The organism is Nocardia anaemiae NBRC 100462 (genome assembly GCF_001612725.1).
GTDB classification, from domain to species: domain Bacteria; phylum Actinomycetota; class Actinomycetes; order Mycobacteriales; family Mycobacteriaceae; genus Nocardia; species Nocardia anaemiae.
The window spans coordinates 1-22,173 of the sequence record NZ_BDAZ01000080.1 but is presented as its reverse complement, the minus strand read 5'-3'; the positions used below and the strand labels follow the sequence as shown (position 1 = coordinate 22,173).

The window sequence follows — 22,173 nt, the reverse complement described above, 5'->3', positions numbered from 1 at the left end:
TCGCCCTGCCCATCCGTGACGCCCTCGAATGCGGTCATACCGTCACCAGATCCCGCAGTCGGGCCAGACGCGCCGGGCCGATGCCGTCGACCTCGCCGAGTTGGGCGACATCGGTGAATCGTCCATTCGTCGTGCGCCAGGTGACGATTGCGCGAGCAGTGACCGGGCCGATGCCCGGGAGGCCATCGAGATCGGCTTCGGTTGCGGTATTGAGGTCTATTTTGCTCGATGGTCGTTGTGCCGCTGAGGAATTCGATGCCGAGCCGCTTGGCGGCCGTCCGCCCGCACTGATCGTGGTGCTGCCCAGGTGCGGCCCCGTGTTCGGACCGCTCGGACCAACGAGCACCTGGTCGCCGTCCTGGAGACGCTGTGCGAGGTTGAGTCCGCTCAGATCCGCCCCATCCTTCGCACCGCCCGCGGCGGTGAGTGCGTCGGCGACCCGCGCCCCGGCGGGCAATCGCACCAGCCCGCCGCGATGAACGAGACCGACCACGCTGATCACCAATTCCGTTACGGGACTCGTGGTTACCGGCACCGCCGACGATGATGCCGCCATGCTCGCGGCGGACAGTCCAGCCGGTACCGTGTCGGTGCTGACACGCACCGCGGACGGCAGCGGCACCATCTGTGCGACCGGTCGCTCACGCAACACCACGACAGCCGCGACGACCACCGCTGCCAGTCCGACCGCGACGAGCGTCACCAGTCCCCGCCACCCAGGATCCAGTCGAGTGCCCCGAAACCGTTCCGGCACAAGGCGATCCCGCCACGCCGACCGCCGCTGCGGCTCAGCCAGCCAACCCGGTGCCCGTACCTCGCCGACCTCGTCCGCCCAGTCCTCCTCATCATCGAGATCGGACCTGGCCACCTCGGTATCGGACTCGTCCGCCCCGGATAACTCTTCGTCATCCCAGCGTCCACCCCGGACCAGCGGCCTACTTCGCCCCAATCGTGTTGCGGACTTCGACGAACGCGGCGAACTTCGGCACAGCTCAGCGCTTCCCGGGTCGGTACGCGCCGGACTCCCGGCACCGATCGTTCGGCTGGCACCGACTCGCTCGGTCAGCACGGTCAGTCGTCGGCGAATCCGCTCGCGTTCGTCATGTCGGGACATGGCGGCGACGCTAGTCCCGCGGTAAGGCCGGGAATCGATGCCGACCAGGCGAAATAAAAAGTCTGTTGATAACTCCGTGCCTGTGGATAACCCCGCCCGGAAAAGCCGGTCCCCCGACGGCGCGGCGAGCGCACATTACGCTGCGGCGTAGGTCAGTTCCGCACCGCTGTCAGTACTGTCGTAGTGAACCGCACCGTGAAGGAACCACCGGCCGCATCGATGGCCGCCCCAATGCCTGCCAGCACCTCTTCCTGTGTGGCAGAAGAGAATTGAGCATGACCGCCGGTCGTCGGCAGTTGATCAAGCCACTCGTCGCGGGTATAGCTTCGCTCCCAATCGAAGCTCCACTGCTCGGGGTCGCCGAAGCCATCCGCCGCCCGAATCCCCTCGCTCGCCTTGGTGGACGGCGACGCATACGCGGTCGTCGCGCCCGCTGCCCAACGAGCGGCAAGCGAGTCGGGCACGACCCGCTGATATACCTCGGCGAAGGCGCGAGCCAACTCCGTCGGCGGCTGGCCCGAATTCCAGAACACGGCCAGCCTTCCACCAGGTCGCAGCACTTTCGCGGCCTTCACGGCACCCGCGACCGGGTCCACCCAGTGCCAAGTCTGGCCGGAGATGACGGCATCGAAGATTCGCCCAGCAGGCTCCCAGGCTTCGAAGGCCGACACTTCGACCTCGAAGCCGTGCTTGCGTGCCCACTCGGCCATCCGCGCATCGACCTCCACACCGAGCACGCGACAACCCGCCGCCCGGAACTGCCGAGCCGCGATGCCGGTACCGATGCCGACATCGACGATCTCGGGTCCTGGGCTGGCCGCGACGATCGCATCCACCATCGCAGCCGGATAACTTGGTCGGGCGCGGTCGTAGCGTTCCGGATCCGAGCCGAAAGATTCGGCCAGCTCACGTGCTTGATGCGATTCGCGTTGGTCGGAGTGCGTAGGCTCCGGCGATATAGTGGGCATGCGCCCACCATAGTGGGCGCATGCCCACTTGCCAACGGGTGCGCCCGAGCAAAGGAGATACCGTGCCGACAGGCGTGGCCATGCGCGACCCGCGCGAGCAGCTATTCGATGCCGCCGAACGAATCCTGTTGCGAGACGGTCCGAATGCGCTGACCAGCCGCGCGGTGACCACCGAGGCAGGCTGCGCCAAGGGCGTCCTGCACCGGCACTTCGCCGACTTCGACGCCTTCCTCGCGGAACTCGTACTCGACCGCATCGGCCGCATCGATCAGCAGTCCGCCGCCCTGCGCGAATCCGCGGGCACCCGCACGGTCACCGACAATCTCACCGACGCCCTGACCACCGTCTTCGAATCGGTCGCGGTGGCCATCGTCAGCCTGGTCACCTTCCGCGACGGACTCCGCACCCGCCTGCGCCAGGTCCGCCCTTCCGGCGTCCCGGTACTCACCGAAGCAACAACAATGCTCGCCACCTACCTCACCGCCGAACAAACCCTCGGCCGCATCACCCCCCAAGCCGACACCGACACCCTCGCCCTGACCCTCATCGGCAGCGCCCACCTCCTCTTCGCGGACCGAACCACCACCCCACCCACCCCCGAAGCCACCCGCAAAGTCGTATCCACTGTCATCACCAGTGCTCTCAGGTGAGATGGCGGATATCACCGAGGCGGTGGTCAGCGTGACCGCAGCCAGTCCGTTTTCACTTCCGTGGGGGATTTGTCGGGCCGCAGACCGCGCCAGGACGGGTGGCGGAGGCGGCCATCGCTGGTCCATTCGGCGAAAGTCACTTCGCCGACGAGGGTGGGTGTTGTCCAGATGGCGTCGGGTACATCGGCGGTCACGGTGGGGGTTTCGCGTTGTAGGGGTTGGAGTTTGGACTGGAGGTCGGCGAGGGCGGATTGGGTGAAGCCAGTGCCGACGTTGCCGATGTAGACGAGGTTTCCGGACTCGTCGTGCACCGCCATCAGGAGGGAACCGATGGTGCGTGCGCGTCTGCCGGTTCCCGGTCGCCAGCCGACGATGATGACCTCCTGGTCGCGCATGTTTTTGACCTTGGTCCACAGTGGGCTGCGTCGACCGGGGAGGTAGGGGCTGTCGAGGCGTTTGCAGAGAATGCCTTCCAGGCCTAGGCGTTTCGCTTCGGTGAGTACATCGGCGCCGGTGCCGTGCAGGCGCGGTGGGACCTGCCAATGCGGTCCGCGCAGGCCGAGCTTTTCCAACAGCTCGCGACGCTGCTGGTAGGGCAGGTCGATCAGGGATCGGTCGCCGATGTGGAGCAGGTCGAAGATCATGTACGTCGCCGGAATGGACCTCCGCAGGGCGCGGATCATGGCGGGATTGCGCTGGTGCATGCGCGGCTGTAGTGCCTCGAAGGAGGTCCGGCCGTCGGCGGTGAAGGTGACGACCTCGCCGTCGACGACGAATCTCGGATTCCCGGGTGCGATCTCGGCGAGTTCCGGCCATGCCGCGGAGATGTCCTTATCGTTGCGCGAGATCAGCCGCAGGTCGTTGTCGACGTACCCGATGGCGCGAATGCCGTCGAATTTGACCTCGTAGCCCCAGCGGTCACCGTCGCCGGGGAGAGCACCCGCCAGCGCCAGCATCGCCGCATAGTGCGGCAGCCTCGTCACACCCGCCTCGTCGCCATCGCCGGTCCCCTTGCGAACTCGAACGCTGCTGACAATTAGCTGAATGATACCGACTGGTCGGGCAGGTGCGGGTTATCGAAGGATTCCTCTCCGGATGAGCAGGTCCGAAGCATTCCGGGCCTACTCAACCGGAGAGGAATCCTGGGCATCCGAGTTCTGTTGAGTGTCGGCACATGGCATCTACCTCCATTTCATTGTTGGGACTTCGAGCGCGGGATCTAGGTGAACAGCCTGGTGACGAAGGCGTTCATATTGTCGCGGACCCGCTCGATCTTGGTCTCCTCGGTGATGAGATCTTCGCGATACCGATTGCCGAGCGCGGGCGTGCGCTTACCGCGCGCGTAGAGCGAACACGCCAGGTCGGTGCACATATAGGTACCGATCGAGTTGCCCCGGCGTCCGGATTCGCCCGCCTTGTGCGCGGTCATCAGCGAGACGCCGTGGCCGGTATGCGAGGTCAGGCAGATCGCGCACATCTGGGTCCGGCCGGATCCGCCGGTTTCGTAGCGCAGTGCGACGCCGACGATGCGATCGTCTTGCGGCACAACGAGATAGCCGCGGCCGGGCAGCGACGGATCGCTCCAGCCGAGGAAATCGAGGTCATCCCATGGTTGGCTGTCCAGATCACGGGGCACCGGCAACTTCTTGGCGGTCGTCTTGGAACAGTTGATGAACGACGACCTGATGTCGCGTTCGGTGACGGCTTTCATGACGGCATCGACTCCTTCGATCGATCGGTGAACAAACCGAAGGAACGCTACAGCTGGTCATTAGCCCAAGCAACGGAATTTCACACGCGGCGCATCACCGACACGACCTTGCCGAGCACCACAGCCTGGTCGCCATCGATCACGTCGTAGGCCGGATTGCGCGGTTCCAGATAGACATGGCCGTTGCGACGGCGATACACCTTGACCGTCGCCTCCCCATCGATCATCGCGGCGACGATGTCACCGGAATGCGCCTCGTGCTGTTTGCGGATCACCACCAGATCGCCGTCGCAGATCGCCGCGTCGATCATCGAATCGCCGCGCACGCGCAGCCCGAAAACCGTTCCGCGACCGACGAGTTCGCGCGGCAGCGTCATCATGTCGTCGGCATGCTCCTCGGCGAGGATGGGCGTGCCCGCCGCGATATCGCCGACGACCGGAACCGCGACCGAATCCTCGGCCTGCTCCGCAACCACCGACGGCCGCAGGAACATGCGCACATCGATCGGCCGCGACATGGTCTCGCTGCGGCGCAGAAATCCCCTGTCCTCCAAGGACTTCAGATGCTTGGAGACCGAGGACGAGGACCGCAGGCCGACGGCGTCGCCGATTTCCCTGGTATTCGGCGCGTACCCGTACCGCAGCACCCAGTCCCGAATCGTGGCGAGGATCCGCTGCTGGCGCGGCGGCAGGGTCGAGGTGTCGAGGTGGTCGAAGGCATCGTGGTCGTATCCGGTCACCCGGGAATCGTAGAGGGGCATGCGGACAATTCCCGGCTTTGTCACACCCGGCCCGGCTGCGTCGTCATCCAGGTGAAACCAGCGCACGCGAACCTTGGAGGAATCATGACGACCATCCTGCTGACCGGCGGCACCGGCACACTCGGCCGCCACGTCACACCACTTCTGGTCGAGGCCGGTTTCAAGATTCGAATGCTCAGCCGCAAGGCCCACGAATCGACAGACGGCGTCGAATTCGTGACCGGAGATCTGCTCGAGGGCACCAGTGTCGAGGCCGCGGTCGACGGCACGGAGATAATCCTGCACCTCGCGGGTGGCCCCAAGGGCGACGACATCGCGACCCGACACCTGGCCGATGCCGCCGCCAAGGCGGGCGTGCAGCACATCGTCTACATCGGTGTGGTCGGCGCCGATAAGCTGCCCATCGGTTACTTCCATGCCAAGTACGCTGCCGAGCAGGCCATTGTCGAATCGGGCGTTCCGTTCACCATCCTGCGCGCGGCCCAGTTCCACGACCTCGCCCTGAAAACCGCGCGAGCCATGGCGAAAAGCCCGATCGTCCCGGCCCCTGGCGCGGTGCTGTGGCAGCCGGTCGATTCGCGGGAGGTGGCCGCGCGGCTCGTCGAACTGACGCGCGACGCACCGGCCGGTCGGGTTCCCGATCTGGTCGGACCGACGGTGTACACGTTGGCCGAGCTGATCCGCGGCTACCTGAAGGCCGAGGGTAAGCGGCGGTTGTTCCTGCCGGTTCCGGTGCCGGGTAAGGTCGGGCGCGCGTATCGCGCGAAGCAGAATCTGACCCTCGAAGGTGCGACGGTCGGCAAGCTCACCTGGGAGAACTTCCTCGCCGAACAGGTGTGACAACGAATCGGCGTAGCAATATCGACGTGCCAGCGCCATGACGGCTCTGCTACCGTGGCGCACATGAAGCGCGCTGCTGTGACGACGACGCCGGAGACCGTCCCGGCGCGCTGACTGCTGTCATGATCGAAAGCCCCGGGCGAGTGCCCGGGGCTTCGTCTTGTGGTCACTCGCCCGCTGTCCGCGAGGAGACCTCATGCACGACCACCGCAAGCTCGGCCGCGAACTCGGCCTGTTCGATACCGACCCACTGATCGGATCCGGCCTGCCGTACTGGCTGCCCGACGGCGCCACCGTGCGCCACGCACTCGAGGAATTCATCCGCACCGCGGAGCGACGAGCCGGGTACCGGCACGTGTACTCACCGGTGCTGGGGAAGCGGGAGCTCTACGAGATGTCCGGGCACTGGTCGCATTATCGCGACGACATGTTCCCGCCGATGGAATTGGGCGGCGAACAGGTGCTGCTGCGCCCGAGCCTGTGCCCGCATCACGCGGTGATGTTTCGATCTCGCTCGCACAGTTACCGCGAATTGCCGTTGCGGATAGCGGAATTGGGCGGGATGTATCGATCCGAACTTTCTGGTGTACTCGGCGGACTGACTCGCGTTCGCGCGATCCAGCTCAATGACGCACACATCTTCTGCACCGTGGATCAGGTCGGTGAAGAGGTCGCGGGCGCGCTGGAACTGATTCGATCGGCCCACGCCGCCATGGGCATCCAGCCAACTCGATACCGCCTCTCGCTGCCCGGGCCAGGCGGGAAATATGTTGCGGCCCCGGAACTCTGGCAGCAGTCGATCGCCATGCTCACCGATGTACTCGACCACTCCGGTCTGCCGTATGAAGCGGCCGAGGGCGAGGCCGCATTCTACGGCCCCAAGATCGATATCCAGTTCACCGACAGCGCGGGCCGCGAATTCACCCTGTCCACCGTGCAGGTCGACTTCCACCAACCGGAGCAATTCGACTTGAATTACATCGGCGCGGACGGCATCAAACACCGCCCGGTCATGGTGCACCGCAGCATTATCGGCAGCGTCGAGCGGGCCGTCGCGCACCTGATCGAGGTGCACGGCGGCGCGTTCCCGACCTGGCTGGCCCCGACCCAGCTGGTGGTGTTGCCGGTCTCGGCGGCCGAGGCGCGGCCCGCCGAAGCCCTCGTCGAACGCTGCCGCGAGCTGGGACTGCGCGCCGAGATCGCCGATTACGAATTCGGCAGTCTCGGCGCGCGCATTCGGCAAGCCCGCCTGATCCCCTATCAGGTGGTGATCGGCCCGAAGGAGGTCGCGAATGACCTTGTCGCGGTGCGGCTTCGGGACGGACAACGCCTGGAACCGCAACCTGCCGACGAATTGCTCACCCGCATAACCGAACTCATCGCCGCGCAGCACCGAACTGTAACCTTCAGCGCTCGGTGACGAAGTGGATCGCCAGGCGGTCGCACAGTTCACCAAGTGCGCACGCATCGATGTGTGGCGCGTCCGGCCACGCGTCGGCGTTCGTCCACGGCACCGAGGCGGGGGTGCCGTGCGGACGGGCGAATACGTGCTGATGGAAATGCGCGACGCTCAGTCCGGTGATCGCGGAGAATACGAATTCCGGTGCCAGCTCTACGTATAACGCGTGCGCGGCGCGGCGCGCGGCCCAGCCCACCGCCCGCGCCTCGGCGTCGGTCAGGGTCGATAACGTCGGTGCGTGCCGCCGGGTCTCCACGAAGAGGTAGCCCGGCACCGGTGTGCCTTCGGTGAGCGGCCGATGCGTCACCAAGACCAGCTCGTCCGCGTAGATCACCGGACCGACCAGCGCACCGATCCCCCGGTGCTTATCGCAGATCGGGCATTCGCCGTCCACATCCTCACCGTAACTTCCGTGCTCGATGTCGAAGCTGCGCCATCCCGCTCGATATCGCCGAGCGGCCTTGCGGCACTTGGTGTTATCCCGCTGACCAGGTCGGGTTGGGCGGTGCCGCCTGGCAGCGCCGCCGCACATTGTGGATCGTGGCATCGGCGCTCAGTTCAGAGCCTCGGCGGTCAGCTCATCGCGCGGAATGACCGCGTCCGGATGCGTCCGGGCGGCCGATTCGACGGTCAGCGGCGGATCGATCGGAGTTGCGGAACTCGTCATGCCGCGACGTTAGTCACCTGCGGTGCCGACCGAAGGGGTTGCGATCACGCAGAAATTATTACGCCCAGCACGCCATTCGACCGGAGATGCGGCACACTCGCGAGTGCTGGACCGTAGCCGATTAGGCGCAGCCGCCTGGCACGACCAACACACCGACCGCACCGACACCGAGGTGAACGCCCAGGGTGGGTCCGAATTCCGCGACGATCAGCTCACCGATGCCCGGCACCAGCTCGCGTAGTTGCGTGGCCACAGTATTCGCGGCGTCCTCGGCACCCAGGTGTTGTACGGCGACGGCGGCGCCATCGTCACCGGCCGCATCCACCGCTGCCGCAACGAGTTTGGCGTAAGCCTTGGAGCGGGTGCGCACCTTCTCGCGCAGTTCCAGGCGGCCCTCGACGATCTGCAGCAGTGGTTTGCTCACCAGTTCGCTGCCGAAAAATGCTGCGGCACTGCTCAACCGCCCGCCGCGCCGCAATTGCTCGGTCCGGTTCACCAGGATGAAGGTGCGTGATCGGCTGGCCGCGGCGACGGCGGTGTCATAGACGACATCCAATGTCGCGCCACCGCGCGCGCGACGGGCGGCGGCGAGCACCGGCAGACCGGTGGCCAGACCGGCGCCGAGTGAATCGACCAGCCGGACCTGATCGGCGGCGTCCATATCGCGGACCGCCTGCCGTCCCGCCTCCCAGGTGCCGGAGAGTTGGCGCGAAAGATGCACCGCGACAACGCCGTCCCCATTGCTGCGCTGCAGCGCCTGCTCGTAGACGGCACGCAGCTCACCGGGTGAGGCCGCCGAGGTCGTCACGGTATCGGAGCCATAGTCGATATCGATGGCGTCGACGCCTTCGCGGATGGTGCGGTCGCCGACCAGAACATGCAGCGGGACAACGGCAATGTCCAACTCACCGACGAGTTCAGCAGGGAGGCTGGCGGACGAATCGGTGACCACCACGACGGCCACGGACTACCGAACCTCCTGCAAGGTCTTCACCATCGCATTCGCCACCGCGGTATGTCCGGCCCAGCCCCAGTGGATTCCGTCCGGATTCGCGTCGCCGGAGAAGATGTCCTCGCGCACCGCTTCACCGAGATCGACCAGCGGAACCGAGGTCTTGGCCGACCATTCGCGCAGCGCCTTGACGGCGGGCTCCCGGCCGCTGTGCACATGCCCGTAGGCGGCACAGTTGTGCACGGATGGCAGCACCGCCACCACCGGCAGATCCGGGCGCAGCTGGGCCAGCGCCTCGCGCGCCTGCTCCAGGTAGTCCACGCTCACCTTCGGTGGCAATGCCACCGGACGACCGAGTTTCGACAGCTTGGGCTGCAGCCAGTTGTAGGTGCCGCGGACCCCGCGACGCAGCGCGGGCGGGCGCACGTAGCGGATCAACTCGCGCAGCGCGGTGGGCAGCGGCGAGGGCAGGGTGTCCATGCCGCCGACCGCGAAGACGACCGCACCCGCGCGCGGCACCGCGGCCCAGATCCGGGGATCGCCGATCAGCGCCCAGTACGCGTCCCGGCAGGTCCAGCCGATCCGCCCGATCAGCTCGACATCCCAATCGAGTTCGGCGCCGACCAGATTCGGCCAGATTTTCGGATGGTCCGCGGGCAGGCCGCCCTTGGGACCGAAGTAGGACAGCGAGTCCGCGATCACCAGCAGTACCGGGCGATCCGATTCATCGGTCGAGGCCGGTTCGGCCGCCGCGGCCGAAACCTCGTCATCGATAAACGATTCGAGCGCGGGTACCGATTCGGGATCCACGGAATCCACTGTGGCAGTGGACTCGTCCCCGCTCGTAGAAACCGCGACCGTGACATCGGGCGCGGATTCCATCGCTGTGGACTCGTCTATGGGGGCAGCCGCCGCGATATCTGTATCGGAAGCTGCCGCAACACCTTCCGGTGGTTCACTCGCTGGTTCCGCTGGCTCCGCACCGGTTCCGAACTCGGGCGTGGATGTGGCGGGCTCCTCGTTACCTTCCCCGGAGTCGGCGACCGATTCGTCGCTGTCGGACTCGCCCGTCGGCGACTCGGCCGGTTCCTCCGGCTCGACATTCTTCACCGGGGGAGGTCCGAATAGCGCGTCCGGGATCGCCCGTTCGGGCTTCGCCGAAACCCGACGGAACAATTCATCCGGTACCTGCCGAACCGGTTCTTCAGAGGACATCCGGGGCCACCTTCGCCGCTGCGTTCCACACATCCAGACGCCAACCGGGTTGATCGATGCTCGGACCGTGACTGCTCAGCTGCACCCAGCTGGTATTGGCCAATCCCCCTAGGGCAGGCCAGTTCCGCGGCGGCAGGTCGAGCAGCGCGGCCGTGAGGGCGGCGATCAGCCCGCCGTGCGCCACCAGGATGATAGTCCGGCCGGGCCAATCCTGCCGCTCGGCGAACAATTCCCGAACAACCGGTAGTGACCGTGCGCCGACCTCGAGCTTGCTCTCACCGCCAGGCGGGGTATAGGCCGCATCCAAGCGCCAGGCCACCCGCGCGCCCGGGTAGTCGGCGTCGACCTCGAGATGGGTCAACCCCTCCCAGTCGCCCAGGTTGGTTTCGCGCAGCCGCGGATCCGGGACCACCGGGAGATCGGTGTGGTCGGCCAGTGCCGAGGCGGTATCGAAGGCGCGCCGCAGATCGGAGGAGACGATGGCGATCGCATTACGCGAAACCAATTCGCGCGCGGCTTCTTTCGCCTGACGCCGACCGAGCTCGGTGAGATCGGTGTCGATCTGCCCCTGCATCCGGTCGGCGGCATTCCATTCGGTCTGCCCGTGCCGCAGCAGGATCAGCGTGCGGACGCCGGCATACTTGCTCACTCGCTGTCTTCCCCCGCTTCGCCACGCGCCACGACGTCCTCGGACTCGGTGTGCTTGAACACGTCGGTCCCGGCCGCGATCCCTTCCACCGGAACCACCGGACAATCCTTCCAGAGCCGTTCCAGCGCATAGAAATTGCGTTCGTCATTGTGCTGGATGTGCACGACGACGTCGACGTAATCCAGCAGTGCCCACCGCCCCTCGCGGGTGCCCTCGCGCCGGACCGGCTTGTGCCCGGCCACGCGCAGCTTCTCCTCGACATTGTCGACGATGGCATTGACCTGACGCTCGTTCGGCGCGGAGGCGATCACGAAGCAGTCGGTGATCACCAACTGTTCGGACACGTCGAGCACCACGACGTCGGTGGCCAGCTTCTCGTCCGCCGCGCGCGCGGCGACCTGCGCCATCTCCACCGACTCGATAGATGCGCTCAAATTAGCTACCTTCCACTCCTACGGGCACATATAAATGCCGCTTCGATATGTACTGCACGACGCCGTCGGGCACGAGGTACCACACCGGCCGGTTCTCGGCGGCACGGCGACGGCATTCACTCGATGAGATCGCCAACGCCGGTATCTCGATCATGGTCACCGCATCGACCGGCAGGTCACGCAGATGCTCCTCGAGATGATCGGTGTTCAGCTCATACCCCGGTCGGCTCACCCCGACGAATTTCGCCAGTTCGAACAACTCCGCCCAATCCTGCCACGTCAGGATGTTGGCGAGTGCGTCAGCTCCGGTGATGAAGTACAGCTCGGCATCGGGATGCTTGGTGCGCATCTCGCGCAGGGTGTCGACGGTGTAGGTGACCTTGCCCCGGTCGATATCGGCCCGGCTGACCGAGAATCGGGGGTTGGAGGCGGTCGCGATCACGGTCATGAGGTAGCGATCCTCGGCCGGGCTGACCTGCCTATCGGCCTTCTGCCATGGTTGTCCGGTTGGGACGAAGATCACCTCGTCCAGTTCGAACCGGTTCGCGACCTCGCTGGCGGCGACGAGGTGGCCGTGGTGGATGGGGTCGAAGGTGCCACCCATCACCCCCAGCTTGCGTCGACGCCGACCGTTCTCCTGCATGAGAGCCGAGCTTAACCGGTCGGTTCGGTCCGAGCCGGGGCCGGACGTTCAACTGCTGACGACTGCCCGCAGACCCGGCTTCAGCACTCCGTCGAGGTCGGACCACGGGATCGTGATGTCGATATAGCCCAGTGCGTGCGAGGCGATCTCCCCGAGGTAGACGCGTAGACCGTCGGGCGTGGCCAGCCAGTCCTTGAAGTTCTCCACCTCCGGGGCGATGCGCTGCTTGTCGTAGGGGTTCGTGCCGACCCGGGTCTTCGGGATCTGTACCTGCGCCTGCGCCGACAGCCGCTCGAGGGCCTTCGGCAGATCGGTGAACAGATCCGGCAGCGTGAGTGCCTTGCCGGTGTCGATATCCGTCACGTGGGTGCGCTTGAAGGTGATCGGATGCAGATAGCCGTCGGCCACCTCGATGCCGAGCACACCGCTGAGCACATGGCGGCCGATATGGGCGACCTCGCTGTGGAATCCGCTCACCTTCCGCGTCTCGGCCGCATCCCGCAGGAACGGATCCAGCTCGGCGCGCAAGCCTTCGTTGAAGTCGGTACGCGCGGCGTCGGGTCCGCCTTCGACCTGCGGCAGGTCGAAGGAGTACCAGGGGCCCTCGAGCTTGACAGTGGTCGCGGTGAAGGCCGGTGCCGCGGGCGTGGCGGCCCGATCGGCGGACCCGCAGGCCGTCAGCACGGCCAACAGGACGCTGACCAGGACAGCGGCAGCGGTCTTCCTCATTTCGCCTCCCCGAATAGCTCGATGCGTGCCCGAGAACGTACCACCGCGAACTGTCACGGGTTTATCAGCTGCTGAGGACCGCACGCATCCCCGGCTCCAGCACGCTGTCCAGCGCGGACCACGGCACGGTGACATCGATATTGCCCGCGGCATGCGAGGAGATTTCACCGAGGTAGATCCGCATGCCCTCCGGTGTGGCGACCCAGGTCTGGAAGTGCTCGGCCACCGGAGTGAGCAGGCTCTTGCTGTAGCCGGTCGCCCTCGGATTCTGCTGCACCTGGGCCTCGGCCTGCGTCGAGAGCGTGTTCAGGCCCTGCTGCAGATCGGTGAACAGGTCGGGCAGGGTGATGGCCTTGCCGGTATTGACATTGGTGACGTGCGCGAAGTCGTTGCTGTTCGGGTGCGCGGCCCCTTCGGAGTACATGATGACGACCAGATGCCCGCTGAGCACCTGCGAACCGATGCGGACGACCTGACTGTCACCGCCGGTGACCGAATCGCCCTGGCGGGTGATGCGGTCGATCCACTCCTGCGCCCCGGCCCGCATCGCCTCGTTGAATTCGGTTCTGGCATCGGTCTTTCCACCGCTCACCTGCGGCACGTCGATCTTGTACCCGGTGCCCTCGAGATGCAGTGTTGTCGCGGTGAAGGTTTCGGCCCGAGGTGATCCGGCGACGGTCGTCGACGCGGCCGATGTCGCGGTCACCGACGGGGCCGATGTCGCGGACGCCGACGATCCGCCCCCGGTCGTCGGCGATTCGTCCGGCCCACAGGCCGTGAGTACTGCCGCGCTGGCCAGCGCGCCGATAACAGCAGCGGTCTTCTTCATCCGGAGCTCCGAATCGACAACGCACCGAGCCGATCTCGGTGTCCCACCCAACAATGCCGCCGCCACCTAACAGTTTTCTTATCGTCCGCAAACGCTGGTCGCTGGGTGATCAGTCGTCGCGCTGCATATCGGCGAGTTGGGTGCGGGTATTGAGGAGTTCGGTGGCTACCTCGGGCGAGGGGGACGTTTCGGCGATGTTCTCCAGTTCGGCGAGTAGGTCGCGCATGATCGTGAGCCAGGGTCGGTCGGATTCGATTCCGGCGCCGTAGAGCTGCAGCCAGGCCGCGGAGCGCAGGCACTTGGCTCGCGGGCCGATGCGATCGAGGGTGCCCCACAGGTGAGCGGCGCGGAGGAAGGCCAGGACTGCTTGTTCGTCTTCGCCGCAGTAGTCGAGGACCGCGGCCGCCGACCAGGCGAGCTCGGCTTCGAGTTCGACGCGGTCGGGATCGTTGTGCACCAGACGGGCCGCCTCGACGAATTGCCGTGCCGCATCACGGAATCGGTTGAGCTTGCGCAGGGATTCGCCGTATTGGCGGCGCACGATGGCCATTTCGGCGGGCGGGTACGGTTGCTCGCCCGCCGCGAGTGGCTGTTCGAACAGCGCGGCCGCCTCCCCGTGCCGTCCGGCCCGGTGGCAGGCGCGCGCGGCGACGTAGGTGAGGTGTATCGCATCCGCGGTCGAAATCGGTTCCCAGCGTGCGGCGGCCATGAGTGCCGCATCAGCCAGTTCGTACTCGCGCCCCGGCTGTCCGGACAGCACCATGACCAGTTGGGAACTCAGCCGGGCGAGATGTTCGGCGGGCAGCGCGGTCGCGCCGATCGAAAGCGCTCGGCGCAGATATTGTTCGGCATCCTTCGGATAGTCGACGAGGCGTACTGCGGCCAGTTCGGCCAGTTGTAGCGCGTCCTCGGCTTGTTCTTCGACGCTGGCGGTGGTCGTGTGCGCCACGGCGGAAACCTTGCGCGGCAAAGTGTTTCGCATACCGAGCGGGAGGTGGTCGAGCAGCGGTTGCTGCGCGAGCCGTGCCGCCACCCGCTCGCTGACCAGCGCATTGCCATTGCGCGCGTCGTATCTCGCGGTGAGCTCGCCGATCTCGACGCTCAGCTCGGCACGCACCGAATCCACCGTGCTCGCCCCGATTGCGAGCGCACCGAGATCCAACTCGGTGAGCCGCCGCAACAGCACGCACACACCCGATATGAAGGACAGCCGAACGGCGGCGTCCGCGCCGGGATCGGTCAGCCACATCGCATGCTCGGCCAGCATCTCCAGGCCACGCGCCTCGTTTCCGGTCAATGCGCAGAATTCGATGTGCTCACCGACCGAGCGCCGCAGATCCGGAAGGTGGCGCACCAGTGGATAACCCGTCAAATGCGCACTGCGCGCCTCGGCGGTGCGCCCGGTGCGCAACATCGGCAGTAAGGCCTGCCCGAGCACCCGATGCGGTTCCTCGGCACAGCTGCGCGCACCAACGATGACCGGCCGCCAGCTCTCCAGTGCGGACTCGTCGTCACCGGCCTGCGCGTAGTTCGCACCCCATTGGTTGCGTTCACAGGCATCGCAATCGGCCATGCTGTCGCGCGGTGCCGCACGCGCCGCGTCGAGCAGTTCGGCGGCCCGATCGTGCTGCCCCAGTTCCCGTGCCAGGTCCGAGCGCAATGCGAGCACCGGGCGTGCACTGTATCCTCGCTGCCGGTAACGACTTTCGAGCTCGTCGAGCCAGCGATAGGTGGTCTGCAGCGGCACCGCGGGATTCTCGATCAGCCCCCAGGTCAGCCATTTCAGATACCAGTGCACCGAATGCGTCATCGAACCGAGTTCGGCCGGGAAGTCGTCGTAGATCCGCAACAGCCTGCCGTAGGCGACCGGTGCCAGATCGCGTTCACCCGCATAGGCGTACGCCTGGGCCAGCTCCAACAGGACACTGCCCTCCAGTGCCCGGTCCGGACCCGACTTCGCCGCGGCGGCAAGCATTTCCAGGCGTTCGGTGCGGCCGCGTCCGTGCGGCAGCGAACGGCTCTGCGCCAACGCCGATTGGATCTCGGAGGTTTCCATCTCAGGCCTCCTCCGCGGTCTCGCCCGCCGCACGTCGGGTCGCCCAGCCGAGGAATTCGCCGAATGCGCGATTGAGCAGCGCGGTATCGGCCGGTCGCAAAGGTCGATGTGTCATCAGTAACGCTTGGCCGTAGAGCGATTCGACCGCGGTCCGCAGAAAGGCCGGGTCGTCGATCCGGCTCAATCGTCGGATCACCGGACTGTTGTGGTTCAACACCAGTTGCGCGCGGGGTGCGCTCGCCTGCAGCGCGCCCAGGATGTCGGTCCAGAGCTCATCGGCGCCGACGGTGGTCTCGACGCGTGCTCGTTCATTGCGCGCGCCGCGACTGTCCAGATGCAGTGCTGGCACCGAAACCGGATGGAACGCACGCAGAATCACATCGCAGGACAGCGGATCCAGTGCGGTGCGCGCTGCGGCGAGTACCTGGGCCAGCACCAGTTCGTCGGCCGGATCCACCAGGTCGAGGGCGGCGGTGACGGCGTCCGCGTCCAGGTCGGTCACGGTGACGCCGGGCAGGATCGTCGGCAGCAGCGCGACGAGTTCCGCATCGTAGGTATAGCCCCCGTTGACGACACCGATGCCCTGCGCGGCCGCCGTGGCGGCCACCTGGCGGAATTCCTCCACGGTCGCCGTTACCCGGACGCTCGGATGGTTGCGCGCGAACTCCGTCAGCGGAATGCGGCCGTCGGTCGTCTCGAACAGCAAGTGCGGCAGCATGATCCGCAGCATGTCGGGCGAATGCCGGGCCATCGCCTTGACACCGAGCGCGTGCACGGACAGGAATGCAGCCAGCCGCTCGGGTTGTTCGGCCGCGATTTCGGTGAGCCAGTCGCGGATTCGGTCGCCGAGGCTGTCGCGGACGATGGCGAGGCGTTCGTCTTCGTAGAGGCCCTCACGCGACGCGGTCGGATGCAGGCTGTCGGTATCGATGACACAGCGCACGAAGAAGGCCCAGTCCGGCAGCAGTCCGCGCACCGCGTCACCGAGCAGCATGCCCTTGAGATACACCCGGTGCGCACTGCTTTCGGCGGGATTGCCCGGCTGTGACAGCACGAAGGCGACCCCGCTGACGCCCGCCAATTCGGCATCGAGGTCGATCACATCCAGCGGGGTGAATCCGAGGACGCGCTCGCCGTACTCGAACAGCGCCGCACGCCGCTGGGCTGGCGATGGGTAGCCGCGCCGCCACACCGGCGGACCGTCGGTCGCGCGCAGTCCGGCACCGTTCGCCTCGACCGTCACCTCGTAGGGCAGCAGCGATCCATAGTCGCGGACCAATTCCAGCACCCGCCCCGGTGTGAACCATTCCCGCGCACCGGCTCGCGGCGTGAGATGCACCGTGGTGCCCGGCTCTTGCCGCACCTCCGGATCGAGCTGACGCAGCGAGTAGGTGCCGTCGGCCGCGGCAAGCCATTCCACGGGCGGGGCGTCCGGATCGATCGCCGAGCGAGTGACCACGCGGATGGTCTCGGCCACGGTGAAGCACGCCAGCAACCCGATGCCGAACTGCCCGAGGAACTCTCGGCGCGCACCCTCGATATCGTCGCGCTTGGACGAATGCCCGATGGTGGCGAGGAAGCGGTGCACATCCGCCGCGGTGAGACCGATACCGTGATCGGTTATCCGCAACCCGGTTTCATCTACGACCAACCGAATCATCTTGGGCGCCAAGACGTCACGCTGCGTGCGCGCGGTGACGGCGTCGACCGCGTTCTGCAGTAGCTCACGGATGTAGACCCGGGGACTCGAATACAAGTGGTGCGAGAGCAGATCGACGATTCCGCGCAGATCGACCTGGAACGAATAATCCCCACTACCGCTGCCGCCAGCCCCACCCGGCGCGTTGTTCACCATGGACCGAATCCTGGTGCGCGGCCCCAATGGTTCCCTTAACGAATGCTGATGGTGTTAACGCGGACCGATGATGAGTTCGGTCACAATCGCGTCACACCGGCAGCAGCCTGGACACCACCGCGGTCAGCTGTTTGGCCGAGCGGCACTCGTGCATCTCGATCACTTCGCGATATTTGTCGGCGGCGGAATCGCCCGTGCCCCAGCTGTTTTCCTTCTCCGGGTTGAGCCAATGCGCGTGCTTGGCGGTTCGCACCAGCTCGCGCAGCGTATTCAGATCCGGATCACGGTAATTGGTGCGGGCATCGCCGAGTATCAGCAGCGAGCTGCGGGAGGTCACCGCGTCGGGCCACTGCTCGACGAAGGTCGACAGCGCATGGCCGTAGTCGGAGTGCCCGTCCAGGCCGACCACCTTGCCCTCGGTGAAGATGCGGGCCATGGACTGGTCCAGCTGGGTATTCGGATCGAAGAACCGGGTCACCTCGTCGGTCCGGTCCACGAAGGCGAATATCCGCACCCGGGAGAACTGTTCGCGCAGCGAATTGACAAGCAAGAGCGTGAAGTTGCTGAATCCGGCCACCGAGCCGGATACATCGCAGAGCAACACCAGCTCTGGGCGGCCCGGTCGCGGTTTGCGATTCACCAGATCGATGGGCACGCCACCGGTCGACATGGATTTGCGCAGCGTCTTGCGCAGGTCGATCTCACCGTGCCGAGCGTGCCTGCGCCGCACGGCAAGCCGGGATGCCAGGATTCGGGCCAGTCGCTGCGTGCCGCGCCGCAGCTCCGCGAGCTCGGTCTCCGAAGCGCGCAGGAAATCCACGTCCTCGACCTGCCGGGACACGGCATAGCTCGCGACGCGCTCCCTGCCGATATTCTCGGCGACCCGTCGATGCGTTTCCGCCTCCACGATGGCGCGGAATCCGGCGATGCGCCTGCGACCGATGCGGCGGGCGATCTCGGCATCGAATTCGCTGGTATCCGGTCCGATAGCCAGCCCTTGGAGAATCCTGGCCAGCAGCGTCTCGGGCTGGACCTCGCGCAACGTTCGGTATGCCGAGAAGGACGGACCGCGCGAGGATTCGTACTGCCCGAGTTGTTCGACCAGCTGCGCGGCGATCATTTCCTGCTGTTGGGTCGAATCCTCCCTGGTCATCAGGTCCGAGAGCAGTGCGCGCAGCGCGGGAATGTCGATCTCGCCGGACGGCGTGCGCGGAAGTTCGAGATCATCCGCGGTGCTGCTGCGCTCGCCGAGGGCGGCCGGGAACCACAGGTCGAACAGGCCGTCGAAGGTGCCGCGATGGGTGGTGCGGCGCAGTAGCGAGCAGGCCAGACCTTCGCGCACGACCTCGCGGTCCATCAGATCCAGCACCGACAACACGCGGCCGGCGTCCACCGTCTCCGAGGGACCCACCGGGATGCCATGCGCCCGCAATTCCTCGACGAAACCGACGAGATGTCCCGAAATCCCATGCGGCGCATCGAGTGTGGGCTGCGATCCGGCCGCCATGGCTCAGGCCAGCTTCAGCTCGGCCAGCGCGCGCTGGTGGTCGGCCTGATGTTTGAGTACGACACCGAGGGTGGCGCGCACCGTGGTGTCGTCGAGATCCTGCAAACCCAGCGCGAGCAGGGTGCGTCCCCAGTCGATCGACTCCGCGACGCTCGGCAGCTTCTTCAACTGCATCCCGCGCAGCACGTGCACGATCCGCACCAGCTGCGCGGCGACCGAGGCGGACAGCTCCGGAACCCGGCTGGCCAGGATCCGGCGCTCGAGTTCCTCGTCCGGGAAGTCCAGGTGCAGGTAGAGGCAGCGGCGCTTGAGCGCTTCGGACAGTTCGCGGGTCGCATTGGAGGTCAGCACCACGAACGGCTTGCGGCTCGCGGTAATGGTGCCGAGCTCCGGGACGGTGACCGCGAAATCACTGAGCACCTCGAGCAGCAGACCCTCGATCTCGACATCGGCCTTATCGGTTTCGTCGATGAGCAGCACGGTGGGATCGGCGCGGCGGATCGCGGTCAGCAGCGGACGCGAGAGCAGGAATTCCTCGGTGAAGACGTCGGCCTTGGTCTCTTCCCAGTCGTTCTCGCTGGAGGCCTGGATGCGCAGAATCTGCTTAGCGTGATTCCACTCGTACAGCGCGCGGGCCTCGTCGACGCCCTCATAGCACTGCAAACGCACCAGCTCCGCGTCCGCGGTCTGCGCGACCGCCCTGGCCAGTTCGGTCTTGCCGACACCGGCCGGGCCCTCGATCAACAGCGGCTTGCCGAGCCGATCGGCCAGGAATACCGAGGTCGCCGTCGCCTTATCGGCCAGGTACCCGGTCGTGGCCAGCCGTTCGATCACATCGTCGACCGAGGTGAAGATCGGCTCCTGCACTGCGCTTTCGGTACCCACGTAGCGTCCTTCCATTGAAACCCACCCCCAACGCTACGGGAGTGCCCGAAGCAAGCGCTCGGCGGTTCTTACACCGAACGAAATCTAGACCGGCCGGATCTGGCCGTCGCCCCAGACGATCCACTTGGTCGAGGTCAGCTCCGGCAGCGCCATCGGGCCGCGGGCGTGCAGCTTCTGGGTGGAGATGCCGATCTCCGCGCCGAAGCCGAACTGCTCACCGTCGGTGAATGCGGTGGACGCGTTCACCATGACGGCGGCGGCATCGACGCGGTTGGTGAATTCCCGGGCCGCGGCCAGCTCACCGGTGACGATGGCCTCGGTGTGACCGGTGCCCCAGGTGTTGATGTGCTCGACCGCCTCGTCGAGATCCTTGACGACCTTGAGCGCGATATCGAGGGTCAGGTACTCCTCACCCCAGTCCTGATCGTTGGCGGGCACCAGCCCGGGCAGGTCGCCGTGCACGGTGACGCCGTGGCGTTCCAGCGCCTCGATCAGCCGGGGCACGGCGGTGGTGGCGATCGCGTCATCGATGAGCACCGTCTCGGCGGCATTGCACACGCTCGGACGACGGGTCTTGGCATTGATCAGGATCTGCTCGGCCATCTCCAGATCGGCGGCTTCGTGCACATAGACGTGGCAGTTGCCGGTGCCGGTCTCGATGGTGGGCACCTGGGCATCGCGGACCACCGCATTGATCAGCCCCGCACCGCCGCGTGGGATGACCACGTCGACCAGGCCGCGCGCCTGGATCAGATGGGTCACGCTGGAGCGATCGTGGCTGGGCAGCAGCTGTACCGCATCGGCCGGAATATCCAGTGCGACAAGGGCTTCCCGCAGCACCGTGACGAGTGCGGCATTGGAGTGCGCGGCCGAGGAGGAACCGCGCAGCAGCGCGGCATTGCCGGATTTGAGCGCGAGTCCGAACGCGTCGACGGTGACATTCGGGCGGGCCTCGTAGACCATGCCCACCACACCGAGCGGCACCCGGACCTGACGGATCTCCAGCCCGTTCGGCAGCGTCGACCCGCGCACGACCACACCGACCGGATCGGGCAGTCCGGCCACCTGACGCAGCCCGGAGGCGATGCCGTCGATGCGGGCCTTGGTCAGCCGCAGCCGATCCAGCAGCGACTCCTCGGTCCCCGCCGCCTGCGCCGTCGCGATGTCCTCGGCATTGGCGGCGAGCACGGTATCGGCCGCAGCCAGCAACGCATCCGCGGCCGCATGCAGCGCCTCGTTCTTCTGCGCCGTGGTCAGCTGTGCGAGCGCGCGCGAAGCCACCCGAGCCTTACGCGCGGCATCGTGCACCGCCTCGCGGATATCCTGGCCGGTCGTCGTCCCTACCGTCATAGGTCACAGCCTACTGACCGGCCTGAGCACCCATTCCCGCGAGTGCGCTTAGTCGACCAGCGCGTTCGACATCCCAACCGCCCGCCAGCACTGGTTCGCTCAACAACGGTTCTCGCAGCCGCTGCCCCGGCCAGATGGGTTGCCGCGTATCAGGTCGGGCTCGCTCGCCGAGCGCAGTCGAAAGGCGGCACGACTCGCCCGCAGCACCAGTGCTGGACTGACTGTCGGACCGGTGCGGATGCACGGCATCGATCCGGACACCGGGCAGGTCCGATGGACGACCGACCTCGGCGAACTCTATGGCTGCCGTGAGCAGGTATTCGACGGAAAGATCGCCTGCCACGGCACAAATCGGGTGTTGATCATCGAAGCCGCCACGGGCGCGGTGCTCGCAGTAGTGGGTAACACGGTGATCGTCCGATCGGTCGATGGATCACAGCTTGCCGGCCTCGATCTCACTGACGGACACCGGATCTGGCAGCAGCCGACGCCGTTCTCGAATGCCTCCCGCTACTCCCGCAACGATGGCATAACCGACGCAAGCCACCTCATCCTGACCGATGGCACTACCGTGCACGCGATCAACGCCGGAGACGGTTCGACCGCTTGGTCGATGCCGTTACCGCCGAGTGGTAGGCCCAACTTTCGCTCGGCGGTGAAGGCGATGGGTGGCCGTATGGTCACGGTGACCGCGCAGGAATTCACTGGATACGCTGCGGCATAAGATCTTCGACATTCAGCCGCAGCCACGTTGGTGGATTCAATTACGATCGCAAGGCCCCGAACAGCCGCGCCGACAGCTGGTTCCGACGTATATCCATGCGGGCCATCCACGTGATCAAAGCCGGTCAGTCAGATCGTGCGCCGTTGCTCCCAGGGCCGAGGGATTCGACCCAATA

General features: G+C 66.1%; 22 protein-coding genes. 4 read left to right on the top strand and 18 right to left on the bottom strand.

What is annotated here, in order from left to right; genetic code table 11:
• Nucleotides 1–34: 34 nt before the first annotated feature.
• Both NA5_RS41555 and NA5_RS35390 read right to left on the bottom strand, forming a co-directional pair.
• Nucleotides 35–1,114, bottom strand: coding sequence for a ComEA family DNA-binding protein (locus NA5_RS41555; protein WP_084484663.1), 1,080 nt, complete (start codon nucleotides 1,112–1,114; stop codon nucleotides 35–37).
• A gap of 152 nt (nucleotides 1,115–1,266) precedes the next feature.
• Entirely contained in the window at nucleotides 1,267–2,082 is an 816-nt protein-coding gene (locus tag NA5_RS35390; RefSeq protein WP_062993393.1) for a class I SAM-dependent methyltransferase, read from the bottom strand.
• Between the two features lie 62 nt (nucleotides 2,083–2,144).
• On the opposite strand from NA5_RS35390, the gene NA5_RS35385 reads away from it, so the two are divergent.
• Nucleotides 2,145–2,732 carry a TetR/AcrR family transcriptional regulator gene (locus NA5_RS35385; protein ID WP_062993392.1) on the top strand — a complete coding sequence of 196 codons (588 nt, stop codon included), beginning with the start codon at nucleotides 2,145–2,147 and terminating at the stop codon, nucleotides 2,730–2,732.
• Between the two features lie 26 nt (nucleotides 2,733–2,758).
• Here the strand turns inward: NA5_RS35385 and ligD are convergent, their stop codons facing one another.
• From ligD to lexA, 3 genes are all read right to left on the bottom strand, one after another.
• Nucleotides 2,759–3,715 carry a non-homologous end-joining DNA ligase gene (gene ligD, locus NA5_RS35380; RefSeq protein WP_245672589.1) on the bottom strand — a complete coding sequence of 319 codons (957 nt, stop codon included), beginning with the start codon at nucleotides 3,713–3,715 and terminating at the stop codon, nucleotides 2,759–2,761.
• Between the two features lie 236 nt (nucleotides 3,716–3,951).
• A complete protein-coding gene (locus NA5_RS35375; RefSeq protein ID WP_062993391.1) occupies nucleotides 3,952–4,443 on the bottom strand; it encodes an FBP domain-containing protein in 492 nt (163 codons plus the stop codon).
• A gap of 80 nt (nucleotides 4,444–4,523) precedes the next feature.
• On the bottom strand, nucleotides 4,524–5,204 hold the full coding sequence (lexA, locus tag NA5_RS35370; protein ID WP_218020234.1) for a transcriptional repressor LexA: 681 nt from the start codon (nucleotides 5,202–5,204) through the stop codon (nucleotides 4,524–4,526).
• Between the two features lie 84 nt (nucleotides 5,205–5,288).
• Here lexA and NA5_RS35365 point away from each other — a divergent pair, with 84 nt between their 5' ends.
• Nucleotides 5,289–6,044: an SDR family oxidoreductase gene (locus NA5_RS35365; RefSeq protein ID WP_245672587.1), complete on the top strand. Its 756-nt coding sequence runs from the start codon at nucleotides 5,289–5,291 to the stop codon at nucleotides 6,042–6,044.
• Nucleotides 6,045–6,240: 196 nt separating this feature from the next.
• Nucleotides 6,241–7,464: a threonine--tRNA ligase gene (gene thrS / locus NA5_RS35360; protein WP_062993390.1), complete on the top strand. Its 1,224-nt coding sequence runs from the start codon at nucleotides 6,241–6,243 to the stop codon at nucleotides 7,462–7,464.
• On the opposite strand, the gene NA5_RS35355 is transcribed toward thrS, so the two are convergent.
• The 13 genes from NA5_RS35355 to NA5_RS35290 all read right to left on the bottom strand — a co-directional run bounded on the left by NA5_RS35355 (nucleotide 7,451) and on the right by NA5_RS35290 (nucleotide 21,274).
• Complete coding sequence (locus NA5_RS35355; RefSeq protein WP_218020233.1) at nucleotides 7,451–7,897, bottom strand: HIT family protein; 447 nt, start codon at nucleotides 7,895–7,897, stop codon at nucleotides 7,451–7,453. The two genes, thrS and NA5_RS35355, sit on opposite strands and share 14 nt — an antisense overlap.
• A 394-nt stretch (nucleotides 7,898–8,291) precedes the next feature.
• Nucleotides 8,292–9,134: a DegV family protein gene (locus NA5_RS35350; RefSeq protein ID WP_062993389.1), complete on the bottom strand. Its 843-nt coding sequence runs from the start codon at nucleotides 9,132–9,134 to the stop codon at nucleotides 8,292–8,294.
• A 3-nt stretch (nucleotides 9,135–9,137) separates the two neighbouring features.
• Nucleotides 9,138–10,337 (bottom strand): diglucosylglycerate octanoyltransferase, encoded by a 1,200-nt coding sequence (octT, locus tag NA5_RS35345; protein ID WP_245672585.1) that lies wholly within the window; start codon nucleotides 10,335–10,337, stop codon nucleotides 9,138–9,140.
• Nucleotides 10,327–10,986 (bottom strand): histidine phosphatase family protein, encoded by a 660-nt coding sequence (locus tag NA5_RS35340; protein WP_062993388.1) that lies wholly within the window; start codon nucleotides 10,984–10,986, stop codon nucleotides 10,327–10,329. The genes octT and NA5_RS35340 overlap by 11 nt, the downstream gene beginning before the upstream one ends.
• A complete protein-coding gene (rsfS, locus tag NA5_RS35335; protein WP_371856485.1) occupies nucleotides 10,983–11,393 on the bottom strand; it encodes a ribosome silencing factor in 411 nt (136 codons plus the stop codon). The genes NA5_RS35340 and rsfS overlap by 4 nt, the downstream gene beginning before the upstream one ends.
• Nucleotides 11,394–11,421: 28 nt before the next feature.
• Nucleotides 11,422–12,063, bottom strand: coding sequence for a nicotinate-nucleotide adenylyltransferase (nadD, locus tag NA5_RS35330; protein WP_062993386.1), 642 nt, complete (start codon nucleotides 12,061–12,063; stop codon nucleotides 11,422–11,424).
• Nucleotides 12,064–12,111: 48 nt separating this feature from the next.
• A complete protein-coding gene (locus tag NA5_RS35325; protein ID WP_062993385.1) occupies nucleotides 12,112–12,792 on the bottom strand; it encodes an RsiV family protein in 681 nt (226 codons plus the stop codon).
• A gap of 64 nt (nucleotides 12,793–12,856) precedes the next feature.
• Nucleotides 12,857–13,621: an RsiV family protein gene (locus tag NA5_RS35320; protein ID WP_157110822.1), complete on the bottom strand. Its 765-nt coding sequence runs from the start codon at nucleotides 13,619–13,621 to the stop codon at nucleotides 12,857–12,859.
• 109 nt (nucleotides 13,622–13,730) lie between these two features.
• The gene (locus NA5_RS35310) at nucleotides 13,731–15,677 is read right to left on the bottom strand and encodes a hypothetical protein (RefSeq protein ID WP_062993382.1); all 1,947 of its coding nucleotides are present in this window, start codon (nucleotides 15,675–15,677) and stop codon (nucleotides 13,731–13,733) included.
• 1 nt (nucleotide 15,678) lies between these two features.
• Nucleotides 15,679–17,532, bottom strand: coding sequence for an HSP90 family protein (locus tag NA5_RS35305; RefSeq protein WP_062993381.1), 1,854 nt, complete (start codon nucleotides 17,530–17,532; stop codon nucleotides 15,679–15,681).
• Nucleotides 17,533–17,623: 91 nt separating this feature from the next.
• Entirely contained in the window at nucleotides 17,624–19,039 is a 1,416-nt protein-coding gene (locus tag NA5_RS35300) for a vWA domain-containing protein (protein ID WP_062993380.1), read from the bottom strand.
• 3 nt (nucleotides 19,040–19,042) lie between these two features.
• The gene (locus NA5_RS35295) at nucleotides 19,043–19,939 is read right to left on the bottom strand and encodes an AAA family ATPase (RefSeq protein WP_051181768.1); all 897 of its coding nucleotides are present in this window, start codon (nucleotides 19,937–19,939) and stop codon (nucleotides 19,043–19,045) included.
• 69 nt (nucleotides 19,940–20,008) lie between these two features.
• Nucleotides 20,009–21,274, bottom strand: a complete 1,266-nt coding sequence (locus NA5_RS35290) for a glutamate-5-semialdehyde dehydrogenase (RefSeq protein WP_062993379.1) — start codon at nucleotides 21,272–21,274, stop codon at nucleotides 20,009–20,011.
• Between the two features lie 238 nt (nucleotides 21,275–21,512).
• On the opposite strand from NA5_RS35290, the gene NA5_RS35285 reads away from it, so the two are divergent.
• Nucleotides 21,513–21,998: an outer membrane protein assembly factor BamB family protein gene (locus NA5_RS35285; RefSeq protein ID WP_245672592.1), complete on the top strand. Its 486-nt coding sequence runs from the start codon at nucleotides 21,513–21,515 to the stop codon at nucleotides 21,996–21,998.
• Nucleotides 21,999–22,173 lie beyond the last annotated feature (175 nt).